The organism is Bacillus australimaris (assembly GCF_001307105.1).
Lineage (GTDB): Bacteria > Bacillota > Bacilli > Bacillales > Bacillaceae > Bacillus > Bacillus australimaris.
The window spans coordinates 407369-430926 of record NZ_LGYN01000023.1; the positions used below are offsets into that span (position 1 = coordinate 407369).

Below are 23558 nucleotides of genomic sequence, written 5' to 3' on the forward strand. Positions count from 1 at the left end.
CTCATATACTGTGGTTTTGATAACGAGTACCAACTCTCGTCGTCACCTACTAATATCATAGATATGTTCAGCACGAGGCTCAGAGACCATTTTTCGAATCATTATTTTTGCTTCTTTTCAGCTGCCGAAGCTCTCTGTGGAAAAATTGATGATTGTACTTTCTCTCGTCATTGCCTGTATTATCTTGAATTAAAGCTATCATACATGATGTTTTTTGAGAAATCAAGATATTTTTCTGAACATTTTTAAAAGTGGGTTAACTGATACTGGAAGAGTCTTCTTTTTATAAAATTTAAACAAATGTTAAAGAGCGAGATATGGTGTCTTTCTTTTCTAGCGGTATAATAAAGATGAAGGGAGGTACAGCGTGTGTGGACCATCTGTATGAATGAGTTTAAGCAGCTCTTCAAAAGCACAAAATCTATTTTAACAATTGTTATTATTTTCATTTTATCTACTTTTGTTTCAAGTCTTCCGTTTATTGCTGCTTATCAAGGAAAGTGGGAACAGGCAAAGGACCCCTATTCTATTGGGAATGAACTGGTGATTTCATTATTTGGTTTCTTCCTCATTTTTTTGTTGTCTCATGATATTTTAAGCCGCGAGATTCATTTGAAAACCATTCGTTTTCTCGTCAGTAAAACAACCCGTTTGAACATTATCATTGGAAAATATCTTGGACTGATGCTGTTTTGGCTTAGCTGCATTATGACGACATATGTACTGAATATGTTGATTTCACACCGGTTTCTGTTCTCTGATGCCTTAAAAATCTTAACCTTTATCAGTGTTGGCATCTCTTGTGCCTTATTTTTATCCATGCTCTTTCCAACACCGCAGAAATCAATGTTTGTTGGGATGTTGTTTTCCTTTCTTTTCCCGATCGTCAGTGCGATTTCTGTTCTTTCTTCAGAACGAATGATTCATTGGTTCCAATATATGACGCCTTATTATTATGCGCGCTGGAGTGAACCGCTGACCTATGTCCTCATGAATACAATCATGACCGTTGTCTTACTCATTGGAACTGCACTGCTGTTTCAAAGGAGGGATGTATAGATGCTGCATACAAAAGGACTAACAAAAAAATATCGTACAAAAGTCGCAATAGATCATATTCACCTTGATGTCAATCAAGGCGATATTTTCGGACTCATTGGACCAAAGGGTTCTGGTAAGACGACGTTTTTCAATATCATTACAGGTATCTCTCGCCCAACCTCTGGTACATTTAAGGTGATGAATATGCCTTCGCTAAAAAAAGTGAGGCAGCATATCGGTGTTCTTCCTGAATATACGGATTTATATGAAGGGCTCACGGCACTTGAGCATATTGCCTATTTATCAAAAATCACCGGGACACGCCAGAAAACAAGTGATTATGAAGAACTGCTCGAATTTGTTGGTTTACATCGCTATCATCAGGAGAAGGTCGGTGCCTTCACACCTGGTATGAAAAAGCGGCTTGGAATGGCGCAGGCCATCGCCCATCAGCCTGAATTTATTTTACTCGACGAGCCTTTTGCCGATATTGATGCAGATTCTATTTTGCACATTCAAAGGGTCATTGAAACGTTAAAGCATGAAGGGAAAACTGTCTTTTTAACTGCTGACCGCCCAAGGTTCACAAATGGTATTTGTACCAAAACTGCATTTATTTCTGAAGGAAAATTAGTGTCCCCCCATACTCATCCTCAAGAGAAAACCATCACATCCTCAAACATACGTGCAACCTTCAAGCATGCATGGATCGATGATGAGGTGAAACCTGTTCTCACGCAGTACTTACAAACTGTCGGAACAGATCTTGTGATCAGTGATGACGAGACCTCATTGTTAATTCGTTCAGAAGCTCAAGTTCCAGCGATCATCCGCGCTTTCGTGAAGTGCAAAGTCGATTTATACAGAGTCACGGCTCAGGATGCCATGATGTCCTCATAAAAAAGTACCGTACGCTTTCCGCACGGTACTTCTTCTTTTTTATAAAGGTTTGCTCATGTAAATGCCGGTTTCTGCAAAGCCTGTTTTCTCATACAGCGAACGGGCGATTTGATTGTGAGCAAAGACATGGAGCGAAAGTTTTTGCACACCTAATGACTTCGCCTGCTCCTCTAATGCCGCAATGGCCTGCTTTGCAAATCCTTTTCCCCGATAAGCTTCAAATAAAATAAAGTTATAAATAAATCCTTCGTGCTGCGGGTGATCCGGGTCATAGCAAAGCCAAACCCATCCAATCGCTTCTTCTCCATTTAAGATATTCCACAGCTCATGATGCTCTGTCTGAAGACCTTCTGGAAGCAGCCTGTCAAATTGTTCTTCTGCGTTTGCCAGTGATTCTTCCTTCTCCCATGTCCCTGCGAGTACCTTTTCTTCCGCGTACCGCTGAATGGACTTATCTATCAATGCATCATAATCCGTTTGTGACATCGGTTGTAGTGTAATCAATTGTACCTCCCCCTTTCCTTCATCATATGGCAGTCATGCAAAAAAAACCAGCCCCTTGATGGAACTGGTTAACCGCCATATCGGTCGGTTTGAGAAAGTTTGATCTCTGCTGATTTTTTCTTCCCGCTTCGGTAAAACTCCACTTTTACCTTGTCACCGACCTTCTTTTGATACAAGTACTTACGAAGATCTACGATATTCTGTACACTCTTACCATCAAATGAAGTTACGACATCCAGCTCTTTTAGTCCTGCTTTTCCTGCTGGAGATAAAGGCTCTACACTCATGACAACGACCCCTGCTGTAACCTTAGAAGGCAGTTTCAACGTTTCCTGCCAATGGTAGCTCGCAATATCCGCTAACGATTTCATACCAACGCCAAGATATGGACGCTTCACTTCTCCGTAGCGCTCTAAATCCTCTATGACAGGAATGACCAGGTTCGCCGGAATAGACAGCCCGATTCCTTCTACCTCAGATTCAGCAATCTTCATTGAGTTGATGCCGATCACTTTTCCGTCTATATTGATTAGAGCACCACCGCTGTTTCCAGGGTTAATGGCGGCATCTGTTTGCAGTACCTCTGCATTCCAATCCGTCTGTCCGTCCCCATTTGAATCAACAGGAATCGCTCGCTCCGTGCCTGAAATGACTCCTTGTGTAACAGAGCCTGCGAATTCAAGCCCTAATGGATTTCCAATAGCGATGACTGGCTCACCTGGCTTCACATGATCTGAGTTACCAAAGGCTGCGGTTTTCTTGATCTTATCACTTTTGACAGTGAGTACCGCTAAATCCATGAGCTGATCGCTGCCGACAAGGTTGGCACCAATTCTTGTCCCATCATGAAGGCTCACTTCAAGCTGGTTGGCGCCTTTGATGACGTGGTGGTTTGTGACAATATAAAAGGTATCACCCTTCTTTTTATAAATCACACCTGACCCGCTGCCTGCTTCTCCGCCTTCCTCCCAAAAGCTCGACTTTTGGATATTAATGACGCCGACCACCGTATCTGACATGTTCGACACTACTTTCGTGACAGCATCATTGACGTTCACATTCACAGTCTTTAAAGATCCTTGTGATACTTGTCCATCTCCGTTCTGCTGCCAACCAAAGAGACTGCCGTTCTGTCCAGATACATAGGGAAAAAAGAATCCCATTAAAAAAGCTCCTACCAATACACCGATCAAACCAGACAGGAAATAACCCTTTCTGCTTCGTCTCGGTTTCCACTCTACATCGCGATAATCCACTATGTTTCCTTCCTTTCAGTGAATAGATGATGTATATAGTGTTGGTAAGAAGCTCTTATCTTAATCATTCGATTGTAAAAATCATACCGCGCAAAGCGGGGTTGCTTTTTTCGGGTCCGTATCAAATAAATCAAAGCCGTCCCCCACAACAAAGCCCTTCATTTCAAGCGTCTGCTGGACCGCCATACGGGCTAGATCCTTCATGTTGTTGTCTTGACTCAAGTGAGCCAAATAAATGCGTGAGGTGGCTTCTCCAATCACGTCTGTCATCGCAAGAGCCGCATCTTCGTTTGAAACATGTCCGACATCGCTCAGAATTCTTCGCTTAATGCTCCATGGATATCGGCCCATTTGCAGCATACCGACATCATGATTGCTTTCAAAGACAAACGTATTGGCTGACTTAATAATACCTTTCATACGATCGCTCACATAGCCTGTATCCGTCATGAGAGCAAGTTTGCGCCCTCCATAATGGAACACATAAAACATAGGCTCTGCCGCATCATGCGAGACGCCAAATGACTCGACATCGAGACCGCCAAAGGATTGAACGGTTTCCATATCAAAGTGGAATTTCTGCTCTGTGTCAATCTTTCCGATATGGGACTCCATCGCCTTCCATGTTTTCGCATTTGCATAGACAGGAAGCTTGTACTTTCTCGCCATGACACCAAGCCCTTTAATATGATCAGAGTGCTCATGTGTCACAAAAATACCGTCCAAGTCTTCAGGCTTGCGGTCGATTTGACCAAGCAGTTCGACCATCTGCTTGCCACTTAAACCAGCATCCACTAAAAAGGCATGCTCGTCTGTTTCTAAATAAAAAGCGTTCCCCGTACTTCCGCTCGCTAGTACACTGAACTGCAAGCTCATGTTCTCTCACTCCATTGAAGATTTGTCATCTTTCTCTATATGATCAAGTGTTGAGCCATCAATGGCATTGATCAAATATTCTTCCTCTGTCTTTTTCTTTGAACCTGCTGATACACCTTCAAGCTCCACACGCCATACAGGAACCATGACTTGCGTGCTTGCACCCGGGTATTGCGTATAGTAGCCAAGCTCTACCTTTTTCACGTTCGTGTTTTGGCTCAGCATGTTTTGCGTATATAAATCCTTCACCGTTTCAAGCGCTGGGACAAGGGTTTCTTTTCTCACTTCATTAATCGACGTCACCATCGACTGCTGATATGAGACGACCTCGTTTTGGTCGTTTAAGACTAAGGTGATTTTCCCGATGGTTTCGGTGTCATCAAGGCCTTCTTGGAAGATGTATTTCCCTTTATATGTTTGGAAGAAGACGATTTCCCCTGTCTCTTCATCAATACTCCACAGCTTATAATTCTTCCCATCCAGCAAACGCTGGTTCACTAAGTTCGTCGCTGCTGTTTTGATATCCTTTTTCGGCAAGGCAACGGGTTTATTAAAGGTCATTTCAAGCAGTGTGACAGGGTCATCCTTGTCAGTTTTCGGGAATGTGCTTTTCGCCTTTTGATCAGCTAATCCGTCAACATCCTTTTTCGTATATTGCTTCTTTTCAGCTGTAATACGGTATCCAATTTTCGCTTCATCTGATAGATTGCCATATTGAATCCCGTCTGCCTTCATTTCTTCCAGCGTATCTGTTTTTTCGATAATGGCAAAATGATCGGTTGACCGTTTTTCAAAGTATTGAAACCCTAGAAAGATATCGAGAACGAGAAAGGCTAGGATAAAGATCGTTTTGGTCTTATTCCACTCCATGATTCTCGCTCCCCTCTGTCAGCAGATCCTTCGATAAAATGACGATTTTGCCGTTATATTTCATGCACCATACGGGTTCCAGCCAGACAAACATCGCTTGATCCTGATCTTGATCTGTTGTGGTTGAAGCCGCTTGATATGCCGGGAAAATTTGTTCAATTTTCTCAAGGTCATCATATTTCGTCTGCTTGACGATCAAGTCCTTCAGCTCTGTCCCATTCATGAGTTTGACCTGTTCACTCTGACTCGCTTTGTTGCCAAGAATATAGTTTGGACGCTTGTAATTCAAGATGTCATCATTCGCCCATTGTACTTCAAGGGAGGTCATCCCAAATGGATGCTTTGTACTGTTGACGATCGGCAAACCGTCCATAAACATATTAAAGGACAGCTGCTGGTTGCTGTTGATGCCAAAGTATTGATAGTCATCTGTAAAGCTTCCTGTATCATTGAAATATTTCACGCTTCGCTTGATCAGATCCCCCGTTTGGAAAACGGTGCTGGAATTGATATTGCGATGCTGATATTGAATGCGGTGGTCTTTTTGATTGGCTTCAAGGCGGCTTGTGCCATCTGTGTACACCGTCCGGTTTAAATTAGATTCCTCACCGACAAGGCTTGGGTCTGTAAACAAAGCGTCTTTGAATTTGTTTGTCTTAATCGTTTCGATAAAGAACATTTTTGCTTCAAGCTGCTTTTGCTTTCTCGGAAGAAGGAAATCTCGTTTAGAATTCGTTGAGAAAGTATAAAGATCATATCGCGGCATCTCGTTTTGAGCGGCTGCGATACTGTCCATTAAATTCCGATAGTTGGCGGACTCAATAGTCAGCTCAAGCACCGTTTCTTTGCTGTATGAGACCAGATACACTTTCTTATTGGCCTTATCCTGCTGGGCGAATGGCACGATCATCCGGTCAAACGAGTTGTATTCAATGGACTTGTTCGGCCATTTGAACAATGCTTGGAAAATATCAATCGGAATCGAATCATTGAACACAAGATCCAATGTCTTCCCTTGTCCATCGCGTCCATAGAAGAAATTCTTAAATTTCTGCTCGGAATATTGATCCGACACATCATTAATCTCTTTGACATCCCAAAGGCTCACATCATTCCAAAAGTTTTGGAAGAGTTCCTTTTGATCCACTTTAAAATGCTCCCCATTTGAATGAATGAACATCTCACGCGGCTTCACGACATCAATGAGACTTCTAGGCTCGTCACTTGAAATCTTCTTCTTTTCCACGACCTGTGTGCCGGCGTCTGCCTGGTCCTGCATGACGGGCTGGAACATCCAAATATTCCACGTAAACACAAGACTGATCGCAATTAGGATTGTCAATATTATGGTTTTAAAGGTCTCACGCTTCATCCCAATCATCCTCTTGTTCTTCATTGTACGGAAGGGTAAAGGTCACCGTTGTTCCTTTTCCTTCAATGCTGTCAGCCCAAATATCTCCGCCATGAGCCTGAACCATTTCTTTTGCAATTGCAAGACCAAGGCCGGTTCCGCCAAGCTTTCTAGTTCGCGCTTTATCCACTCGATAAAAACGTTCAAAGATTTTATCCATATCCTTCTTCGGAATACCAATTCCTTCATCTTTGACGCTGAATAACACAAGGCCCTTCTCCTCGTCCAGATCAACGGTAAACGTGATGTGTCCACCCTCTGGAGAGTACTTCATGGCATTGGAAATGATATTATCGAGCACCTGTGTAATTTTATCTTGATCGATTTCCACATATATTTCACGCTGCGGCAGGTTGCGGATAAAATCGACATGCTGCTCCTTCGTCATTTCAAAACGATCAATGACGAGCGAGATAAACCTGATAAAGTTCGTCCACTCACGATTGAATTGATAATCCTTGCTGTCGAACTTAGACAGCTGCAGCAGGTCATTGACAAGCCGGATCATCCGCTCAGTTTCATTTTGCGTGACACTGAGGAATCTTGGCGCAAGCTCTTTATCACCAATCGCCCCTTCAGCCAAAGCCTCAAGGTAGCTTCGCATCGTTGTCAGCGGTGTGCGCAGCTCATGCGATACGTTTGCGACGAATTCACGGCGTTCAGCATCAATTTTCTCCTGCTCTGTGACGTCATAAATGACCGCAATTAAACCGTCAATTTTCCCATGCTCTTTCTGAATGACCGAGAAATTCACACGCAAAACAGCCAGCTGATCTTCGCGTTCAATTTCGATCAGCATGGAATCTTGATTTTCGACTAGATCTTCAAATGTGTGAGTTTCCTCTAAGCCAAGCAAGGACGTAATCGGCATCTCTAGTGCTGTTTCACGTGAAACATTTAACAGCTCTAGTGCAGGGCTGTTTAATAGAATAATTGCCCCGTTTTGATTCGTCGCGATGACGCCGTCCGTCATATAGGCAATGACAGAAGAAAGCTTTTTCCGCTCACCCTCCGTCATCAGCTGAGCTTCCTCCAGCTCTCTCGTTAGATGGTTAAAGGTCGTCGCAAGCTGGCCAATCTCGTCATGTCCATACTTCCGAACCTTTCTGGAGAAATTCCCTTTGGCAAGCTCGATTGCTTGCTTTCTCATATCTGAAATAGGATGAGTAATCGTTCTGAAGATGAAGATACCAAGTAGAGCGGTCGTCCCAAGTGCAATGAGTGTACCCGTCGCCAAAATGGTGTTAATGGTTCGCATTTGGTTAAACACGCTTTCCATCGAAGACACAACATAAATCACACCAACGGTCTCTTGGTTCTCATTTTTCACGGCTGTCGCAGAAATACGCACCCGTTTGTTTGATTCAGGATCATAGAATTTTTTCTCGTAGTCTTTACCGACTGCGAAAATACGGCTAATGATTTGATCAGTGATTTTCTTACCGGCAATCTCTTGACTGCCGTTATTTACAGAAGCAATGACCTCTCTGCTTTCATCAATATAGCTGACTTCAGAAATTTCATTAGACTCATCTTTGTTGTTAAAATCGTTTAATATCTTTTGAGCATCCTCTTTTAATTCTGCCTTGGTTTTCGATGAATCTTGTTCTAGGTAATACGATAACGAGTAGATTCGCTGATTCAAGGAATTATCATATGAATTAATTAAGGACTGCTCTAGCTGCTTCACAAAGTACACGCCAATGATCTGCATGGCAACAATGATCAGCAGCACGTAAATTAAGGTCAATTTGAAGTGAATCGAGCGAAAAAAACCTACTTTATTCATAAGAATCTTAGTCCTGTTCTGGGTTTCTTAAATAATAGCCGACGCCTCGTCTTGTCACGATCCAGCTCGGGTGGCTAGGGTTGTCTTCAATTTTTTCACGAAGACGGCGGACTGTCACATCTACTGTACGCACATCTCCGAAGTAATCGTAACCCCATACGGTTTGCAGTAAGTGCTCACGTGTCATGACTTGTCCGATATGTTTCGCTAAATAATGAAGCAATTCGAACTCACGGTGCGTCAATTCAATCGTTTCCTCACGCTTAGACACCACATACGCATCTGGATAAATGACAAGTGATCCAACTTCAATATCATTTGATTCAGATTCTTCCTCTGTTTGCGGAGTAGCCGTTTGTCTTCTCAAATTCGCTTTCACACGGGCAAGCAGCTCACGCGTGCTGAATGGCTTCGTCACATAATCATCTGCGCCAAGCTCAAGACCGATGACTTTATCAATTTCAGAGTCTTTTGCTGTCAGCATGATAATCGGCATGTCATACTTCTTTCTCACTTCACGGCATACCTCAACACCATCTTTATTCGGCAGCATAATATCGAGCAAAATGATGTCCGGCTTGATTTCTTCTACCATTTCAAGGGCTTCGTTTCCATCATATGCACAATGAACCTCATAGCCCTCTTTTCTTAGATTAAATTCCAATATATCAGCAATCGGTTTTTCATCATCTACGACGAGAATCTTTTTTTCCATTGTGATTTCCTCCTGCATTTTTAGCATCTATGTCATTCCATTTTGCATGTCTCATTACGCCTTTTCCGTTTACGAAAAAAAGGCTCACTGTCTATTATAACGTTTTACGAGGCAAAGATAAAAATAATAACGGCTTTCTTTTCTAGTAAACGTTGGATAGGAAGGCGCCGATCAAAAAAATTGATGACTTTTTCCTTTTTTATTGAAACTTTTCCAATCACTGAACGTCTATATAGATGTAACGTCTTCTTCTTATGGAGCCGGGCCCTACCTAGGTCCGGCTTCTCCCTTTTTATGCCTTCTTTTCATAATAAAAACGCACCTGCGATTGCAGATGCGTTTGGAAGTGGCTCGGGACGGAATCGAACCGCCGACACACGGATTTTCAGTCCGTTGCTCTACCAACTGAGCTACCGAGCCATCATCAAAAAGATGAATATGTATAAATGGCGGTCCGGACGGGACTCGAACCCGCGACCTCCTGCGTGACAGGCAGGCATTCTAACCAACTGAACTACCGGACCTCAGTAACTTGCCTGAAAAAGCAATCGTGGTGCTCCTCCAAGCAAGTGAGGAAAAATTAGCTTAACGCTAAAGTAAATCAATGACCCGTACGGGATTCGAACCCGTGTTACCGCCGTGAAAGGGCGGTGTCTTAACCGCTTGACCAACGGGCCAAAACATGGTGAGCCATGAAGGACTCGAACCTTCGACCCTCTGATTAAAAGTCAGATGCTCTACCAACTGAGCTAATGGCTCTCGGTTTGTGAAAAGTAAATCTGAAGAAGTTGTATTGCGTCAAACCAATCGCTTTAAAAAAGCTGGAACATCGCATCCTAACAAGTTTCAGAGACCTTTGCAACAACGAGATTTATAATATCATAGAATAATTACATATGGCAATACGTTTTTCGACATTTTTTTAAAAAAAGTGTCGGATTTCATATCTCCTATCAAAGCCTCCTTTACTGCAACCGCCTTCAATTTGGATGCACCTTTTGAATGACCACTGCCCTTTCAAGCACATAGACACGTTTCAAGCCGCTCAAAAATGGCTATACATGAAACAAGTGACATTGTCATTGAAAAAGGAGGAAACAGTATGAGTTCATTCAAATTAGGAGATAAAATGCCCAACTTTTCACTTCCAACAGTACAGGGCGATCACATTGATTTCGATAAACATTTAGAGGAGCATCAAAGCTGGCACCTGATCGTTTTCTTTAGAGGATCATGGTGCCCGGTATGTGTAGAAGAATTAAAAGAGCTCGAACAGCAGCAATCATACTTTCAAGACAAGGGTATTCACTTGATGACGATTTCAACAGATAACCCTGATGACTTGAAAAAATTTGCGGATCAAGAGGGTCTGTCCTTCCCGATCATGTATGACCATGACCTTACTTCATTAAAAGCATATGAAGTACATTATCACGGGGAAGATGCTCCTTATGAAGATCACGGGGTGCACGGTGAACCCGCCTATTTCTTATTAAATGAAAAAGGGCAAGTGCTCTATCAGCAAAGACAAACCAGTCCGTTTGGCAGACCGCACGCCAACGAACTGCGTAAAATCATCCAGTACATCCGCAAAAACTTAAAAGGCCAATATAAAAGCGTGAAATAAAAAGAAGCCCTTGTGATGAGGGCTTCTTTTTTATACAAGTCTTTTGTTATAAAGCCAATCTACGGCGAAAAAAACAAAGAGCCCCGCCATGAGAATGATAAAAGTGACGGGTGGCCTGTCACCTTGGAAAAACGCGTACAACGCATGTGCTCCTAATGCGAGCAGAAAAAAGATAAATGCTGGTACAGCTGCTTTATGTGCATTCGCTTGTTCTCTTTTCGTCGTTTTTTTAAAAAACATTGTTACTATTCCCCTTTATGATGCTTTCTTCATCGTCACCCGGCGAAGTGCCTGCGAACGAATATATTCCATTGGTCCGATTCTCCAAACCTTTAGACAAACTGCTGATATGGCGATTTGCAGAAGTGAAATCAACAGCCATGACAAGACGATAAGGGGCGCATTGATTTGACCGCCTAGACCCAATCCCCAGCTATAAAAAAGAACCGAGCAGATGACATTTTGCAGGATGTAGCAGCTAAGCGCCATTCTCCCGACATATTCAAACCAAGTCCACATGAACCATGACTCCGTGTGTGCTAGGAGCTTCGCAATGACAGCTATATAGAAAATAGAGAGGAATGGTGAAAAGGCGTAGCGCACCGCGAATTCCACTAGATCGTTCGGAACGAAGACTAGTGCATTCAGCGGCAGACCAACCCATAGTCCGATTCGGAACAATATTTTCCGAAGAGATTGTCCGCGTTCATTTGCATAAAATACACCGGCTCTCATCATCCGAACACCTAATAAAAACAGAAATGTGTTCATTGGAATAATAAAGATCGCTTCTTCACGGTACATGAAGAAGTATTGTAACCGTTCTTGAACCTGCGAGAGCCATGTCTCTGGCAGCTGCTCTTCTAGCGCCGATTCACCGCTTTGGTCATAGGATTCTGACTCCATTTCAGAGAGGGAATACACCATCAGACATGACATGACGAGCAGATGAATCACACCTGAGAACATCATGCCCTTTTTGATGCGCCTGCTGCCTCCCCTTACAATATAAGCCACAAGCAAACCCGTAACGGCATAACTCATGAGCACATCATATTCCATCACAAGCGCAAAATGGACAAAGCCTTCGATGAATAAAAATAAAAGAATCCATAAATAAGTCCCCGGCCAAGGCGTGTCTTTTCTTTTCGCCTGCTGATACTTCAGCTCTAATCCAACACCGAACATGATCGTAAGCAGCGAGAGCATTTTTCCATAAACAAACATAGAAACAAGGCTTTCAAGAAAACTGCCATTTTCATATTCATCCGCAATCTGATCTGTCGCAAAGGTATCTCCTGCATATGCAAAAAACCAGACGTTCGTTCCCAATGTACCTAGTATGGCAAAACCTCTTAAAATATCTAATAATCGTATTCTTTCTTTCACTAGAACGCTCCTTCCCTTTATACAGTTATCATATTTTGGTAAAGTTCGGAAGCCTGTTCTACTGAAATTAAGGAATATTTAAACAAAAAAACACCAGTAAAATGTGTAATTTTACTGGTGCTTGATCATTCTATTCTTATGGACGGTACACGCTGCGGACAACGTTCGTTTGTGAACGATCTGGTCCGACTGAGAAAATGGAAAGTGGAATACCTGTTAATTGTGAAATACGCTCTAAATAATGACGGGCATTTGCAGGCAGTTCACTTAAGTTCTTCACGCCTGTAATATCCTCTGTCCAACCTGGCATTTCTTCATAGACAGGCTCACATTTCGCTAATTCGTTTAGACTTGCTGGGAATTCCTCTGTGATTTCTCCGTTCAATTTATATGCGACACAGATTTTTAACTTTTCAATCCCTGTCAGTACATCAATTGAGTTAAGAGATAAATCTGTAATTCCGCTCACACGGCGCGCATGACGGACAACAACGCTGTCAAACCAGCCCACACGGCGCGGGCGTCCAGTTGTCGTACCATATTCACGGCCAACCTCACGGATTTGATCGCCAATTTCATCATGTAGTTCTGTCGGGAATGGGCCATCTCCAACACGTGTTGTGTACGCTTTTGACACGCCGACGACATGTTGAATTTTCGTTGGTCCTACTCCAGAACCAATCGTCACTCCTCCAGCTACTGGGTTAGATGACGTCACAAATGGGTATGTCCCTTGATCGATATCAAGCATAACACCTTGTGCGCCTTCAAATAGAACACGGCGGCCTTCATCTAGTGCATCATTTAGAACAACAGATGTGTCTACGACATATTTTTTCACTTGCTGGCCATACTCATAATACTCATCTAAAATATCTTCAATCTTGAAGCCTTCTGCATCGTACATTTTCTCTAAAAGACGATTTTTCTCTTCTAAATTACGTGCAAGCTTCTCTTCAAATACTTCACGATCTAATAGATCTGCGACACGGATACCGATACGAGCAGCTTTGTCCATATAAGCTGGTCCGATTCCTTTTTTCGTCGTGCCGATCTTATTAGCCCCTTTCCGCTCTTCTTCTACCTCGTCCAATTTTAAGTGGTAAGGCAGAATAACATGGGCTCTATTGCTGATTCTGAGGTTATCTGTACTCACATTCCGTTCGTGAAGATACGCAAGCTCAGTGACCAACGCTTTCGGATCAACTACCATTCCATTACCGATGACACAAGTTTTCTCTTTATAAAAAATACCGGATGGAATGAGGTGTAGCTTGTAAGTCACTCCATCAAATTTGATCGTGTGACCTGCATTGTTTCCCCCTTGATAACGGGCAATCACCTCTGCATTTTCTGAAAGGAAATCGGTAATTTTCCCTTTTCCTTCGTCACCCCACTGCGTACCTACTACGACTACTGAAGACATATCGTGCACCTCCGTTAACCTTTCAAAACGTTATCTCTTTCAAACACATTTATTTTATCAATGCACACTGAAAAAGTCAACGTGAAATCCGAACATTAATATCTCGAAATCGAATTTTGTTCGTTTTAAATATGAAGAAAAGCGCTTTAATCACTTCTTCAGCGCTTAAAAAAGGAGATTTAAAGCAAAAACAACTTTTTATCGTTTCCAGCTGTTCAACCACTGCGATTGGCACGAAACAAAAAAAGACCCCCAAAAATGGGCGTCTTTTTTAAACGGGTGTGATTCCTTCTGTGTTCATCAGCACAACTCGATACCCATCTGGATCTTCAATGGTAGCTCCTCCTCGATCCCAGTATGGATTGGTTGAGGTGACATGCCGTCCGCCGAATGAGATCAATCTCTCTTTCATTTGCTGAAATTCCTCTGCATCAGGAATATAGAAAACAAGCAGCTGTTCTGGGTGCGGGACGGGCAGAACTTCTTCCTCTTCATGCCTGGTGATTTCTAAATGCACATGCTGTTGAGGAAGCCCAAGCATCACACCATCGTACCCTTCATGCTGATCAAATGAGCCGATTCGTTTAAGCCCTAAGCCTTCCTCATAAAAAGAAACAACCTCTTTCATGTTGACGGTTGGGCGTGCAATGCGTAATTGAGCGGCTTTGAACTGTTGAAATTTCATCAGTCATCACTCCTTTTCTTCTTTGAGTATACCCGCTCTCTTTCTCCCTCTCCTCCTCATTTCGATCGTTTTTTCATCATTCTTTCGATGTAGACGAATCAAAAAAAGCCCAGCTTCTTGAGCTGGGCTTTAAGCACCGGGTGGAACACCCGCATCGTCAAATCTTCTTTCCAAGTTGACGAATTTGTTATATTCTTTGACGAACGCCAGTGATACTGTACCAACTGGACCGTTACGCTGTTTGGCAATGATGATTTCAATAATGTTCTTATTCTCTGATTCTTTGTCGTAGTAATCATCACGATAAAGGAATGCCACGATATCGGCATCCTGCTCGATACTTCCTGATTCACGAATATCAGACATCATCGGACGTTTGTCCTGACGCTGCTCAACCCCACGTGAAAGCTGAGACAAGGCAATAACCGGAACTTCAAGTTCCCTTGCCAGCGATTTTAATGCCCTTGAGATTTCAGAAACCTCTTGCTGACGGTTATCGCTTGATCGTCCGCTTCCTTGAATGAGCTGCAAGTAGTCAATCAGAATCATACCAAGACCATTTTCTTGCTTCAATCGGCGACATTTTGAGCGAATTTCACTTACTCTAATTCCAGGTGTATCATCAATGAAAATCCCACTGTTTGACAGCGACCCCATTGCCATTGTCAGCTTGCCCCAGTCCTCTTCTGTCAGATTACCGGTTCTTAGGTTTTGTGCATTGATATTCCCCTCTGCACAAAGCATACGCATAACTAGCTGCTCAGCCCCCATCTCTAAACTAAAGATGGCGACACTTTCGTCCGTCTTGGTCGCGACATTTTGGGCGATGTTCAATGCGAAGGCGGTTTTCCCTACTGATGGACGAGCCGCTACAATGATTAAGTCATTTCGCTGGAATCCAGCTGTCATCCGATCAAGCTCAGAGAATCCTGTTGGAATCCCTGTGATATCGCCTTTGCGGTTATGAAGCTGTTCAATATTATCGTATGTTTGAACAAGAACGTCTTTAATGTTTTGAAAGGCTCCTGAATTTTTACGCTGTGCCACTTCCATAATGGTCTTTTCAGCATCACTCAACAGATCCTCTACTTCATCCTCACGCGTATACCCATCCTGTGCAATGGTTGTCGCAGTACGAATCAGACGTCTTAAAATGGATTTCTCTTCTACAATTTTTGCATAGTATTCAATGTTTGCGGCAGTTGGAACCGAGTTCGCAATATCAGTTAAATACGAAATCCCGCCTACCTCTTCTAGTAAATCTGTATTGGCAAGTTCTGATGTCACCGTGACAAGATCGACCGGTTCCCCTCTATCGCCAAGTACAAGCATCGCATTGTATATCTTTTGATGCGACATTCTATAGAAATCCTCTGGAATTAATACCTCAGAAGCGAGCGTTAGCGCAGATGGTTCTAAAAAAACAGCACCTAATACGGCCTGCTCGGCTTCTATATTTTGCGGCGGCAGCCGGTCATCGAGAAGTTCCGTCATGCCAAGCACCGTCCTTTCATAAAAAAATACGCTACTCATCATTTTAACATTTTCATCAATAAAAAAGTGAAAAACATCGACTATAGTCAAAATTACCATGTTGATTTTTTGTTGAACAGCAAATCAACGCATTTCAATAGAAAAGACTCTGTAACAAGATTGTTATAGAGTCCTTTATTATCGCTATCTAGTTTTGTACCTGTTGTCATACACGTTTTGTTAATCTATCGTTCTCTTAATCCCATAATTCTCTTTTTGTCCAATGTCTTGTAAAGAACCATTTTGATACCCAATAGATAACACCAAATCGGGAATAGAATCAAACCCATTTTTGGCTAAATCAAAGAGCTGTGCACCATAATGAGAAGCGGCAATACGTGCATTTTCTGCTGTGTATGGATTTTTCAGAAGTTCTTCTTTGTATAGATCAAAAATATTCGTCCCGTTATCCGTTACAAATTGACCGTTTACAATGCTTAAATCTTTTAAATTGTAGCCTGTGACCGTTTTGATTTGGTTGACAAGATGAAATTTGGCAAGAGAATCTGATGTGAATTGAGTAGAATCTTCATTTCTGCTTTTCATGATATGGAAAAATAATTCTCTTGTATTGTTGGTTGTATTTAATAGATCTTCTATTTGTCTGATCAGCGATTCGTCTGTTGAACCACTCACCACTAGCTTGAAATTATTCGGGTCAATGGTAAAAGTTAAATTGGTGTTTTTAGGAATGATTATACCGTTTTTAGAGAATAAATCTTGTAATTGTTCGTTGACCTTTTGACGATTGAGTATTTTCTTTTCTACACTTTCTTGGGTAGGGTCATACCGTTTTTCATTACGGAAGATGGCGTCATTAAAATCATATTGACCTCCTTTTCCAGAATTAGCCCAGCCAATCTCCATCGTATAAGCAGCTTCTCTCTCTACTTTAGTTAGATCACTCCTGAAGTAAGGTGAGTTAGAATTTCTATACTTATCGTGAATATGGCCTTGAGGATTTTTGAAACGCTTATTTTGTTCATTTATTTTTTCGTATTTTTCATCTAATATTTTCATCCGTCTATCAGATTCGGTCATCACCTCATTTGTACTTTTAATGGCTGATTGACCTTTATAGTCGATTCGGCTCTGATTGTTTGAGGCACCTGCAGAGTATGACGTATTAATATTCATTTTGATTCTCCTTTTTTTAAAAAATAGTGATTATTAAATATATCGGCAATTAAGTTAAAATTTGTTAGTTTTGATCCGATATAGTAATTATTACAAGGAGGGTTAAAATATGGCAAATACTATCTTCAAACGTTTTTTATTACCTGCATTGGCATTAGTGCTTGTTACTAGTTTTTTTGCATCTAATTCAGCGGAAGCAGCTATTACGGGAAATAACAGCCCTAACACAGCTAGCTCAATGGGATATTGGAAAAGTAGTCGTCCAGACACGACAATCTTACCTGAAGGTGAAAATGAAGCGTATTATCAGTTCACGATTAATAAGGGTGAAAGGGTTTATGTGCGAAGTTCATATGATAAGCAATACACGGGGATGAAAATCGAAGTGTATAATTCGAAGAGTTCTAAGCCAGGGTCAAGAGTCATTAACCCTGATTCAGTAACGCCCTTTATTTTTGCTAATACTGGTGACGTTACTTCAACTTCAGAAACTTATTTTGTGAAAGTGACCCGTGGTTCATATACAGGGAATATGTACTTTACTGTTTCCATCCAAGATCGTATCAAATCTGGGAATGGGACATTCAATTTTACCGGGACTGCTACCAACTTGGGGAATTCTTCTTTGAACCTAGCAGGTGTTGATTCTTCTGTCATTACAATGGATTTAACGACCAATTCTTCTATTCCTAACAACGCTATCGTAAAATCAATTACGACAACTAGTACCCAAACACCAAACCAAGGGAATGTTACACACAAACTGATGGCTAGTGAAAGTAATATTTGGTACACATCACTTTTTTCATCTGCAACAAGTGGTTCTTATCGTATTTCACTGGAAGATGAATTAAAAGTGGCTCAAAAATGGAACTTTAAGTACAATGCAAAAGCTACAGCGAGATCCACTATGAGCAATGTCAAAGCCGATATCCGTTATGAATATGATGTCACAGATGGATTCTAATTGAATGGTGTTTACAGACATGTACACCGATTGATCAAAAAGTAAGGGGACATCCCTTACTTTTTTAATTGCCGTATTTTTGATGCTATATATCTTTTGCCTCTCTTAAAGCAGCACTGTCCTTTCATAAAGAAATACGCTGCTCATAGTGTTAGTGGTGGTTTTCTTTGATGGCGTGTTGAAAGAGGAGGATGGTGATCAAATCGGTGGCCCGCTGGTACAAATCCCATTGTTCATAGGCTGCAAATATCATCCGTATTTCATGCAATGATTGCTTCATTTCATGATATTCTTCCATTGTAAACGTATTTTTCAGTTTGAGTTGATTTTCAAGCAGTTTTAGCTTCAGTTTTCCTAATGGGGTGGTTTTCATTGTGCCTACATTCCCTTCCATCTTGTCTTCCATAGAAAATTGTATATGAATTTATGCAAGATATTGAATAAGTTGTGAGATATGATCACCAGCTTTTCATAAAATCCTCCTCTTTTTTCCTTAAAATACAAGCAGGTCTATAGACTTATTTTTCCTTAAAATGATTTCAAGAAGAAAAACCTATATTTATTCCTGAATCAAACAGAAGAAAATGGTAAATATCCCGAGACGGTCAAGGCCTTTTGGTATTTCTCCTCCGTTTAAATGACACAGTCCGACATTCCCTATTTCCAATCATTTGGTAGTTAGTTAGTCCTTTATTTTCTGAATATTGGGATTAAATCATCAATTACACAACTTTATGAATATTTGACTTCGTAATTGATAACCATTATCATTTGATTTGCTTGCGTGATCATTGAGAACCATTTTCATTTGAATTCTATTACTAAACTCACCCTATATCCGCAAGCCTGCTTTTTTCATCGTATAAGGGTCAATTTGAGGAAGGGGATTTTTTACATATGTCCAAACGCCCTGAAGGAATGGGTACTGAGGATTCACTTTTTGGAGAAAGCCGTCCTTTTTTTATACCTGGGACGGAACAACTGGATATCACAGCATACCCATACAGACTTTTTATATTTAAACCGAATACTACTCCTCCAGCGGCTGGTTTTCCGGTCATGTACGTGCTTGATGGGAATTCACTTTTTGGCACAATGGTCGAAGCCATTCGTTTACAGTCAAGAAGACCTGAAAAAACAGGTGTCGTACCTGCCATCATTGTTGGGATTGGCTATCAGACAGAAGCGCCCTACCATCCGCTTAGGCATTATGATCTCACTCTTACCGGCCCTGACGCTTCCATTGGGGGCAAAAGAAAGGACTTCTCCATTCATACATATGGCGGCGCCTCTTCTTTCTTTTCTTTTATAGAAAAGACGGTAAAGCCTTATATCGAGCAGCGCTTTCCGATCAACCAGAGTCGTCAAACACTATTTGGGCATTCTCTTGGTGGTCTTTTTGTATTAAACACACTATTTGAGCACCCTGATGCTTATCAGACATATATTGCAGGCAGTCCTTCTATCCACTGGAACAAAACATTATTTCTAGAAAAAGAACATCAATTCACCAGCCATATACGTCAGGTGCCTATGGATGTCAGGCTACTTGTAGGTGTAGGTGAGTTAGAAAAACATCATCCATGTCAAATGAATGATCATGCACATGCACTAGTAAATCGGATGCTGCCTTTATCTTCATATGGCTTGCATACGGCCTATCACGAGTTCCCTGAAGAAGGACATACGTCCGTTTTACCAGTGCTGATGAATTACGCTTTTCGTTTTGCACTCTATCATGATGATTCTTTCACAACCACAGACATGAAGGAAAGGCAGTGAACACATGAAACACAGTGGTCTATCTCAAAAAATTGCCCTGATCACAGGCGCAGGACAAGGTATTGGACAAGCAGTCGCAAAAAGACTAGCCGAAGAAGGTGCGATTATTGCAGCAGTTGATGCAAATGAAGACCAGCTGCAAAGCAACGTCCAACAAATGAATGATGACGGGATACGTGCCTTTGCCTATCCAGGTGACATCACCGATCAAGCTTCTGTACAGCACATTGTCGATCAAATTGAACAGCAGCTTGGCCCCATTTATTTACTGGTCAATGTAGCAGGCATTCTTCGAATCAGTTCCATTGACCAGCTTAGTGCAGATGACTGGCAACAAACCTTCGCAGTCAACACACATGGAGTCTTTTACGTATCTCAAGCTGTCTCCAAATACATGATGAAAAGATCAGATGGGGTCATTGTGACCGTCAGCTCTAACGCAGGTGCCATCCCTAGAGTGAATATGGCTGCCTATGCCGCTTCGAAAGCAGCAGCTACTTCCTTTACAAAAACACTTGGATTAGAGCTGGCAGCCTACGGAATCAGATGCAACGTCGTCTCTCCTGGCTCTACCGCAACACCTATGCAATGGGCTTTATGGGCTGATGAACAAGGAGAAGATCAGGTGATTAAAGGCTCATTAGAGACGTATAAAACCGGTATTCCTTTACAAAAAATCGCTGATCCTCAAAACATCGCTGATGCAGTCATTTTCTTTGCATCTGAGCAATCCAGTCATATTACGATGCAGAATCTCACGATTGATGGTGGCGCAACACTCGGAATCTAGCATTTCATTCAAAAGGAGGCCTTTTCATGAAACATTCATTATTGTCGTCAGAAGAAAAAGTACAGTTGCTTCAAGACTATCAGCCAGGCGCTTTTTTCCTTGCTTCCCCTAAACGCACGATACTTGCCGAAGGGATATTCAAGCATATTGAAACCAATCAACTAAATGAACTATCCACAAAGGTAGCGCACGTATTTGACGCTGCCAAACAAGCTGGTATTCAAGCACCGATTGTTGCTGGTGCTGTCCCGTTTGATCCGGTACAGCCCGTTCGTTTAAATGTGCCAGTCCATGTACAGTTTAGTGATCCACTCGAATTTCAACAAGCTGATGAGGAACCTGAAGAGGTATCTCCATCCTATGAGGTGACACCTGTCCCTGCTCCAGATGTCTACATGGAAGGTGTGAACGAAGGGTTAGCTAAAATTGAGAGCGGAGAGCTTAGCAAAATCGTACTCTCTCGATCTCTCCATCTCAAATCAAATCAAGAAATTCATACGAAAGCAATACTCGAACGACTGGCTCGTCATAATACGACTGGCTATACGTTTGCTACAAATGTAGCTGACCCGGCATCTTCCGAAAAGCGAACACTTCTTGGGGCAAGTCCTGAGCTGCTTCTTTCAAAAACTGGTTCATCTGTGATTTCCAATCCACTCGCTGGTTCTCGGCCCCGCAGTTCAGATCCAGTAGAAGACAAGCGCCGTCACGATGAACTCCTTACTTCAGCGAAGGATTTACACGAGCATGCAGTGGTTGTCGAAGCTGTCACTAAAGCGCTTGCTCCTTACTGTCATACACTAGATGTGCCTGCATCACCATCCGTCATACAAACAGAAACGATGTGGCATTTATCTACTGTCGTAAAAGGTGAATTAGCAGATCCAAATGTGTCCTCAATTGATATAGCGCTGAGCCTTCATCCAACACCTGCAGTATGCGGAACACCTACAGCAGATGCACGTGAAGCCATCCAAGCAATCGAGCCCTTCGATCGAGGATTTTTCACAGGAATGATCGGCTGGGCAGATGAAAATGGTGATGGTGATTGGATTGTCACCATTCGTTGTGCAGAAGCTGAGGGTCAGTCACTTCGCCTTTTTGCTGGTGCAGGGGTGGTCAAAGGATCAAAGGCAGAAGAAGAGCTAGCTGAAACATCTGCAAAATTCAACACGATGCTTCATGCGATGGGCATCCATCAGCGATAAAAATATTTAGGAGATGACAAAAACATGTTTGTTCAACCACCTACATGGCCAGAAGAATTTGCAAAACGCTACCGTGAAAACGGCTGTTGGCGTGGGGAAACCTTTGGCGGTATGCTTCGTGCACGTGCCGCATCGTTAGGAAATAAAACAGCGATTACATACGCTGATACGCACATGAGCTACCAAGAACTCGATGAGCGCGTCAGCAGTCTTGCTGCCGGTTTTCATCAGCTTGGAATTCAAAAAGGAAGTCGAGTTGTCGTGCAGCTTCCGAATATTCCTGCTTTTTTTGAAGTCATTTTCGCTTTATTTCGAATCGGTGCTTTACCCGTCTTCTCGCTGCCATCTCATAGAAGCAGTGAAATCACTTATTTTATTGAATTTGCCGAAGCAGACGCATATGTCATACCAGATATCGCTGACGGCTTTGATTATCGATCACTCGCGCGTCAAGTGAAAGAAAAGCTTCCCTCATTATCTCATGTCATTGTTGCAGGGGAAGCTGAGGAATTCCTTGGCTTGGATGATCTGCGCAAGGATCCAGCACTTGATCCGCACATTCATGTAGAGGCAAGCGATATTGCATTTCTTCAGTTATCTGGAGGCAGCACAGGCCTTTCTAAGCTGATTCCTCGTACACATGATGACTATATTTATAGTCTTTGGAAAAGCAATGAGGTGTGCGAGCTCACACAAGATAGTGTGTATCTAGCTACACTTCCCGTTGCGCACAACTACCCATTAAGCTCGCCTGGAGTCCTTGGAACGTTATACGCAGGCGGAAGAGTCGTTCTTGCACCTGGATCAAGCCCTGATGTTGTCTTTCCACTCATTGAAAAAGAACGCGCGACCATTACCGCTGTCGTTCCACCTATCGCATTGATTTGGCTAGAGGCCGCTCCTCATCGATCAGATGATTTATCCAGCCTTGAGGTCTTACAAGTCGGTGGTGCTAAATTCAGTGCTGAGGCAGCAAAACGAGTGATGCCTACCCTTGGATGTAAGTTACAGCAAGTTTTTGGCATGGCAGAAGGTCTGGTCAACTATACCAGATTAGATGATCCTGAACATGTCATTATTCATACACAAGGACGCCCGATGTCTGAATATGATGAGGTACTAGTGGTAGATGATGAGGACAAGCCCGTTCCAAATGAAGTGGCTGGACACCTTTTAACAAGAGGACCTTATACGATTCGCGGCTACTATAAAGCCGATGAACAAAACAAAAAAGCATTTACACCCGATGGCTTTTACAGAACTGGTGACATCGTGCGATTAACCAAAGAAGGAAATGTTGTTGTAGAAGGCAGAGACAAGGATCAAATCAATCGTGGCGGCGAAAAGGTTGCCGCTGAAGAAGTTGAGAACCATTTACTTGCGCATGCTGACATTCATGATGCCGCCATGGTATCCATGCCAGACCCATTTCTTGGCGAACGCTCATGTGCCTTTGTCATTGCGAAAGGAAACAACAAACCAGCACCGCACGTCTTAAAATCATTTCTAAGAGATCGCGGGCTCGCAGCCTATAAAATTCCTGACCGCATTGAATGGATTGATGCGTTCCCACAAACAGGTGTAGGCAAAGTCAGTAAAAAAGCATTAAGAGAATTAGCTGCAACCCATACTGCCAACGTATAAAAATGAGG

The 23558-nt window shown here is 42.3% G+C and carries 22 protein-coding genes, 4 tRNA genes and 1 other annotated feature (1 of these 27 cut by a window edge); of the genes, 8 read left to right on the forward strand and 18 right to left on the reverse strand.

The window, feature by feature from the left end:
- Window positions 1-180: a binding site (T-box leader), on the reverse strand (it extends 91 nt beyond the left edge of the window).
- Window positions 181-369: 189 nt separating this feature from the next.
- Both AKG37_RS11360 and AKG37_RS11365 read left to right on the forward strand, forming a co-directional pair.
- Window positions 370-1059, forward strand: coding sequence for an ABC transporter permease subunit (locus AKG37_RS11360; RefSeq protein ID WP_060698910.1), 690 nt, complete (start codon window positions 370-372; stop codon window positions 1057-1059).
- Window positions 1060-1941 (forward strand): ABC transporter ATP-binding protein, encoded by an 882-nt coding sequence (locus AKG37_RS11365; protein WP_060698911.1) that lies wholly within the window; start codon window positions 1060-1062, stop codon window positions 1939-1941.
- A gap of 39 nt (window positions 1942-1980) precedes the next feature.
- On the opposite strand, the gene AKG37_RS11370 is transcribed toward AKG37_RS11365, so the two are convergent.
- From AKG37_RS11370 to AKG37_RS11420, 11 genes are all read right to left on the reverse strand, one after another.
- The gene (locus tag AKG37_RS11370) at window positions 1981-2445 is read right to left on the reverse strand and encodes a GNAT family N-acetyltransferase (protein WP_078061010.1); all 465 of its coding nucleotides are present in this window, start codon (window positions 2443-2445) and stop codon (window positions 1981-1983) included.
- Window positions 2446-2513: 68 nt separating this feature from the next.
- Window positions 2514-3704 (reverse strand): S1C family serine protease, encoded by a 1191-nt coding sequence (locus AKG37_RS11375; protein WP_420805463.1) that lies wholly within the window; start codon window positions 3702-3704, stop codon window positions 2514-2516.
- Window positions 3705-3782: 78 nt separating this feature from the next.
- Complete coding sequence (locus tag AKG37_RS11380; protein ID WP_060698913.1) at window positions 3783-4577, reverse strand: MBL fold metallo-hydrolase; 795 nt, start codon at window positions 4575-4577, stop codon at window positions 3783-3785.
- Between the two features lie 6 nt (window positions 4578-4583).
- Window positions 4584-5447 carry a two-component system regulatory protein YycI gene (locus AKG37_RS11385; protein ID WP_060698914.1) on the reverse strand — a complete coding sequence of 288 codons (864 nt, stop codon included), beginning with the start codon at window positions 5445-5447 and terminating at the stop codon, window positions 4584-4586.
- Window positions 5434-6819 carry a two-component system activity regulator YycH gene (yycH, locus tag AKG37_RS11390; RefSeq protein WP_060698915.1) on the reverse strand — a complete coding sequence of 462 codons (1386 nt, stop codon included), beginning with the start codon at window positions 6817-6819 and terminating at the stop codon, window positions 5434-5436. The genes AKG37_RS11385 and yycH overlap by 14 nt, the downstream gene beginning before the upstream one ends.
- Window positions 6809-8647: a cell wall metabolism sensor histidine kinase WalK gene (walK, locus tag AKG37_RS11395; protein ID WP_060698916.1), complete on the reverse strand. Its 1839-nt coding sequence runs from the start codon at window positions 8645-8647 to the stop codon at window positions 6809-6811. Before walK ends, yycH begins: the two co-directional genes overlap by 11 nt.
- Window positions 8648-8654: 7 nt before the next feature.
- Entirely contained in the window at window positions 8655-9362 is a 708-nt protein-coding gene (gene yycF / locus AKG37_RS11400) for a response regulator YycF (protein ID WP_060698917.1), read from the reverse strand.
- A 347-nt stretch (window positions 9363-9709) separates the two neighbouring features.
- Window positions 9710-9782 (reverse strand) — tRNA-Phe (locus tag AKG37_RS11405).
- Window positions 9783-9809: 27 nt separating this feature from the next.
- Window positions 9810-9886, reverse strand: a tRNA-Asp gene (locus AKG37_RS11410).
- An 81-nt stretch (window positions 9887-9967) separates the two neighbouring features.
- Window positions 9968-10039: transfer RNA gene (locus tag AKG37_RS11415), tRNA-Glu, on the reverse strand.
- A gap of 6 nt (window positions 10040-10045) precedes the next feature.
- Window positions 10046-10121, reverse strand: a tRNA-Lys gene (locus AKG37_RS11420).
- Window positions 10122-10464: 343 nt separating this feature from the next.
- Here AKG37_RS11420 and AKG37_RS11425 point away from each other — a divergent pair.
- Entirely contained in the window at window positions 10465-10989 is a 525-nt protein-coding gene (locus AKG37_RS11425; protein WP_060698918.1) for a peroxiredoxin family protein, read from the forward strand.
- A gap of 30 nt (window positions 10990-11019) precedes the next feature.
- Here AKG37_RS11425 and AKG37_RS11430 read toward each other — a convergent pair whose 3' ends face one another.
- The 6 genes from AKG37_RS11430 to AKG37_RS11455 form a co-directional block, all read right to left on the reverse strand.
- Window positions 11020-11229 (reverse strand): hypothetical protein, encoded by a 210-nt coding sequence (locus AKG37_RS11430; RefSeq protein ID WP_060698919.1) that lies wholly within the window; start codon window positions 11227-11229, stop codon window positions 11020-11022.
- Window positions 11230-11244: 15 nt separating this feature from the next.
- A complete protein-coding gene (locus AKG37_RS11435) occupies window positions 11245-12378 on the reverse strand; it encodes a DUF418 domain-containing protein (protein ID WP_060698920.1) in 1134 nt (377 codons plus the stop codon).
- 136 nt (window positions 12379-12514) lie between these two features.
- Entirely contained in the window at window positions 12515-13804 is a 1290-nt protein-coding gene (locus AKG37_RS11440) for an adenylosuccinate synthase (protein WP_060698921.1), read from the reverse strand.
- 271 nt (window positions 13805-14075) lie between these two features.
- Window positions 14076-14489 carry a VOC family protein gene (locus AKG37_RS11445; RefSeq protein ID WP_060698922.1) on the reverse strand — a complete coding sequence of 138 codons (414 nt, stop codon included), beginning with the start codon at window positions 14487-14489 and terminating at the stop codon, window positions 14076-14078.
- A gap of 129 nt (window positions 14490-14618) precedes the next feature.
- Window positions 14619-15983, reverse strand: coding sequence for a replicative DNA helicase (dnaB, locus tag AKG37_RS11450; protein ID WP_003214779.1), 1365 nt, complete (start codon window positions 15981-15983; stop codon window positions 14619-14621).
- A 219-nt stretch (window positions 15984-16202) separates the two neighbouring features.
- Entirely contained in the window at window positions 16203-17159 is a 957-nt protein-coding gene (locus AKG37_RS11455) for a DUF4885 family protein (RefSeq protein WP_060698923.1), read from the reverse strand.
- A gap of 109 nt (window positions 17160-17268) precedes the next feature.
- On the opposite strand from AKG37_RS11455, the gene AKG37_RS11460 reads away from it, so the two are divergent.
- Window positions 17269-18126, forward strand: a complete 858-nt coding sequence (locus AKG37_RS11460; protein ID WP_060698924.1) for a hypothetical protein — start codon at window positions 17269-17271, stop codon at window positions 18124-18126.
- A gap of 151 nt (window positions 18127-18277) precedes the next feature.
- Here the strand turns inward: AKG37_RS11460 and AKG37_RS11465 are convergent, their stop codons facing one another.
- Complete coding sequence (locus AKG37_RS11465) at window positions 18278-18520, reverse strand: hypothetical protein (RefSeq protein ID WP_060698925.1); 243 nt, start codon at window positions 18518-18520, stop codon at window positions 18278-18280.
- A 503-nt stretch (window positions 18521-19023) separates the two neighbouring features.
- On the opposite strand from AKG37_RS11465, the gene AKG37_RS11470 reads away from it, so the two are divergent.
- Genes AKG37_RS11470 through AKG37_RS11485 form a run of 4 tightly spaced genes read left to right on the forward strand, consistent with a single transcriptional unit; the run spans window position 19024 to window position 23550 of the window.
- On the forward strand, window positions 19024-19908 hold the full coding sequence (locus AKG37_RS11470; protein ID WP_060698926.1) for an alpha/beta hydrolase: 885 nt from the start codon (window positions 19024-19026) through the stop codon (window positions 19906-19908).
- Between the two features lie 4 nt (window positions 19909-19912).
- Window positions 19913-20698 (forward strand): 2,3-dihydro-2,3-dihydroxybenzoate dehydrogenase, encoded by a 786-nt coding sequence (locus AKG37_RS11475; RefSeq protein ID WP_060698927.1) that lies wholly within the window; start codon window positions 19913-19915, stop codon window positions 20696-20698.
- 26 nt (window positions 20699-20724) lie between these two features.
- A complete protein-coding gene (gene dhbC / locus AKG37_RS11480) occupies window positions 20725-21906 on the forward strand; it encodes an isochorismate synthase DhbC (RefSeq protein WP_060698928.1) in 1182 nt (393 codons plus the stop codon).
- 24 nt (window positions 21907-21930) lie between these two features.
- Window positions 21931-23550: a (2,3-dihydroxybenzoyl)adenylate synthase gene (locus AKG37_RS11485; RefSeq protein ID WP_060698929.1), complete on the forward strand. Its 1620-nt coding sequence runs from the start codon at window positions 21931-21933 to the stop codon at window positions 23548-23550.
- Window positions 23551-23558 lie beyond the last annotated feature (8 nt).

Excerpts from the sequence above, each read along its gene's own strand:
- AKG37_RS11465 (WP_060698925.1), bottom strand. The coding sequence starts at position 18,520 with ATGGAAGGGAATGTAGGCACAATGAAAACCACCCCATTAGGAAAACTG.
- AKG37_RS11475 (WP_060698927.1), top strand. The coding sequence starts at position 19,913 with ATGAAACACAGTGGTCTATCTCAAAAAATTGCCCTGATCACAGGCGCA.
- dnaB (WP_003214779.1), bottom strand. The coding sequence starts at position 15,983 with ATGACGGAACTTCTCGATGACCGGCTGCCGCCGCAAAATATAGAAGCC.
- AKG37_RS11380 (WP_060698913.1), bottom strand. The coding sequence starts at position 4,577 with ATGAGCTTGCAGTTCAGTGTACTAGCGAGCGGAAGTACGGGGAACGCT.
- AKG37_RS11385 (WP_060698914.1), bottom strand. The coding sequence starts at position 5,447 with ATGGAGTGGAATAAGACCAAAACGATCTTTATCCTAGCCTTTCTCGTT.
- AKG37_RS11485 (WP_060698929.1), top strand. The coding sequence starts at position 21,931 with ATGTTTGTTCAACCACCTACATGGCCAGAAGAATTTGCAAAACGCTAC.
- AKG37_RS11455 (WP_060698923.1), bottom strand. The coding sequence starts at position 17,159 with ATGAATATTAATACGTCATACTCTGCAGGTGCCTCAAACAATCAGAGC.
- AKG37_RS11470 (WP_060698926.1), top strand. The coding sequence starts at position 19,024 with ATGTCCAAACGCCCTGAAGGAATGGGTACTGAGGATTCACTTTTTGGA.
- AKG37_RS11430 (WP_060698919.1), bottom strand. The coding sequence starts at position 11,229 with ATGTTTTTTAAAAAAACGACGAAAAGAGAACAAGCGAATGCACATAAA.
- yycF (WP_060698917.1), bottom strand. The coding sequence starts at position 9,362 with ATGGAAAAAAAGATTCTCGTCGTAGATGATGAAAAACCGATTGCTGAT.
- dhbC (WP_060698928.1), top strand. The coding sequence starts at position 20,725 with ATGAAACATTCATTATTGTCGTCAGAAGAAAAAGTACAGTTGCTTCAA.
- AKG37_RS11445 (WP_060698922.1), bottom strand. The coding sequence starts at position 14,489 with ATGAAATTTCAACAGTTCAAAGCCGCTCAATTACGCATTGCACGCCCA.
- walK (WP_060698916.1), bottom strand. The coding sequence starts at position 8,647 with ATGAATAAAGTAGGTTTTTTTCGCTCGATTCACTTCAAATTGACCTTA.
- yycH (WP_060698915.1), bottom strand. The coding sequence starts at position 6,819 with ATGAAGCGTGAGACCTTTAAAACCATAATATTGACAATCCTAATTGCG.
- AKG37_RS11460 (WP_060698924.1), top strand. The coding sequence starts at position 17,269 with ATGGCAAATACTATCTTCAAACGTTTTTTATTACCTGCATTGGCATTA.
- AKG37_RS11365 (WP_060698911.1), top strand. The coding sequence starts at position 1,060 with ATGCTGCATACAAAAGGACTAACAAAAAAATATCGTACAAAAGTCGCA.
- AKG37_RS11440 (WP_060698921.1), bottom strand. The coding sequence starts at position 13,804 with ATGTCTTCAGTAGTCGTAGTAGGTACGCAGTGGGGTGACGAAGGAAAA.
- AKG37_RS11425 (WP_060698918.1), top strand. The coding sequence starts at position 10,465 with ATGAGTTCATTCAAATTAGGAGATAAAATGCCCAACTTTTCACTTCCA.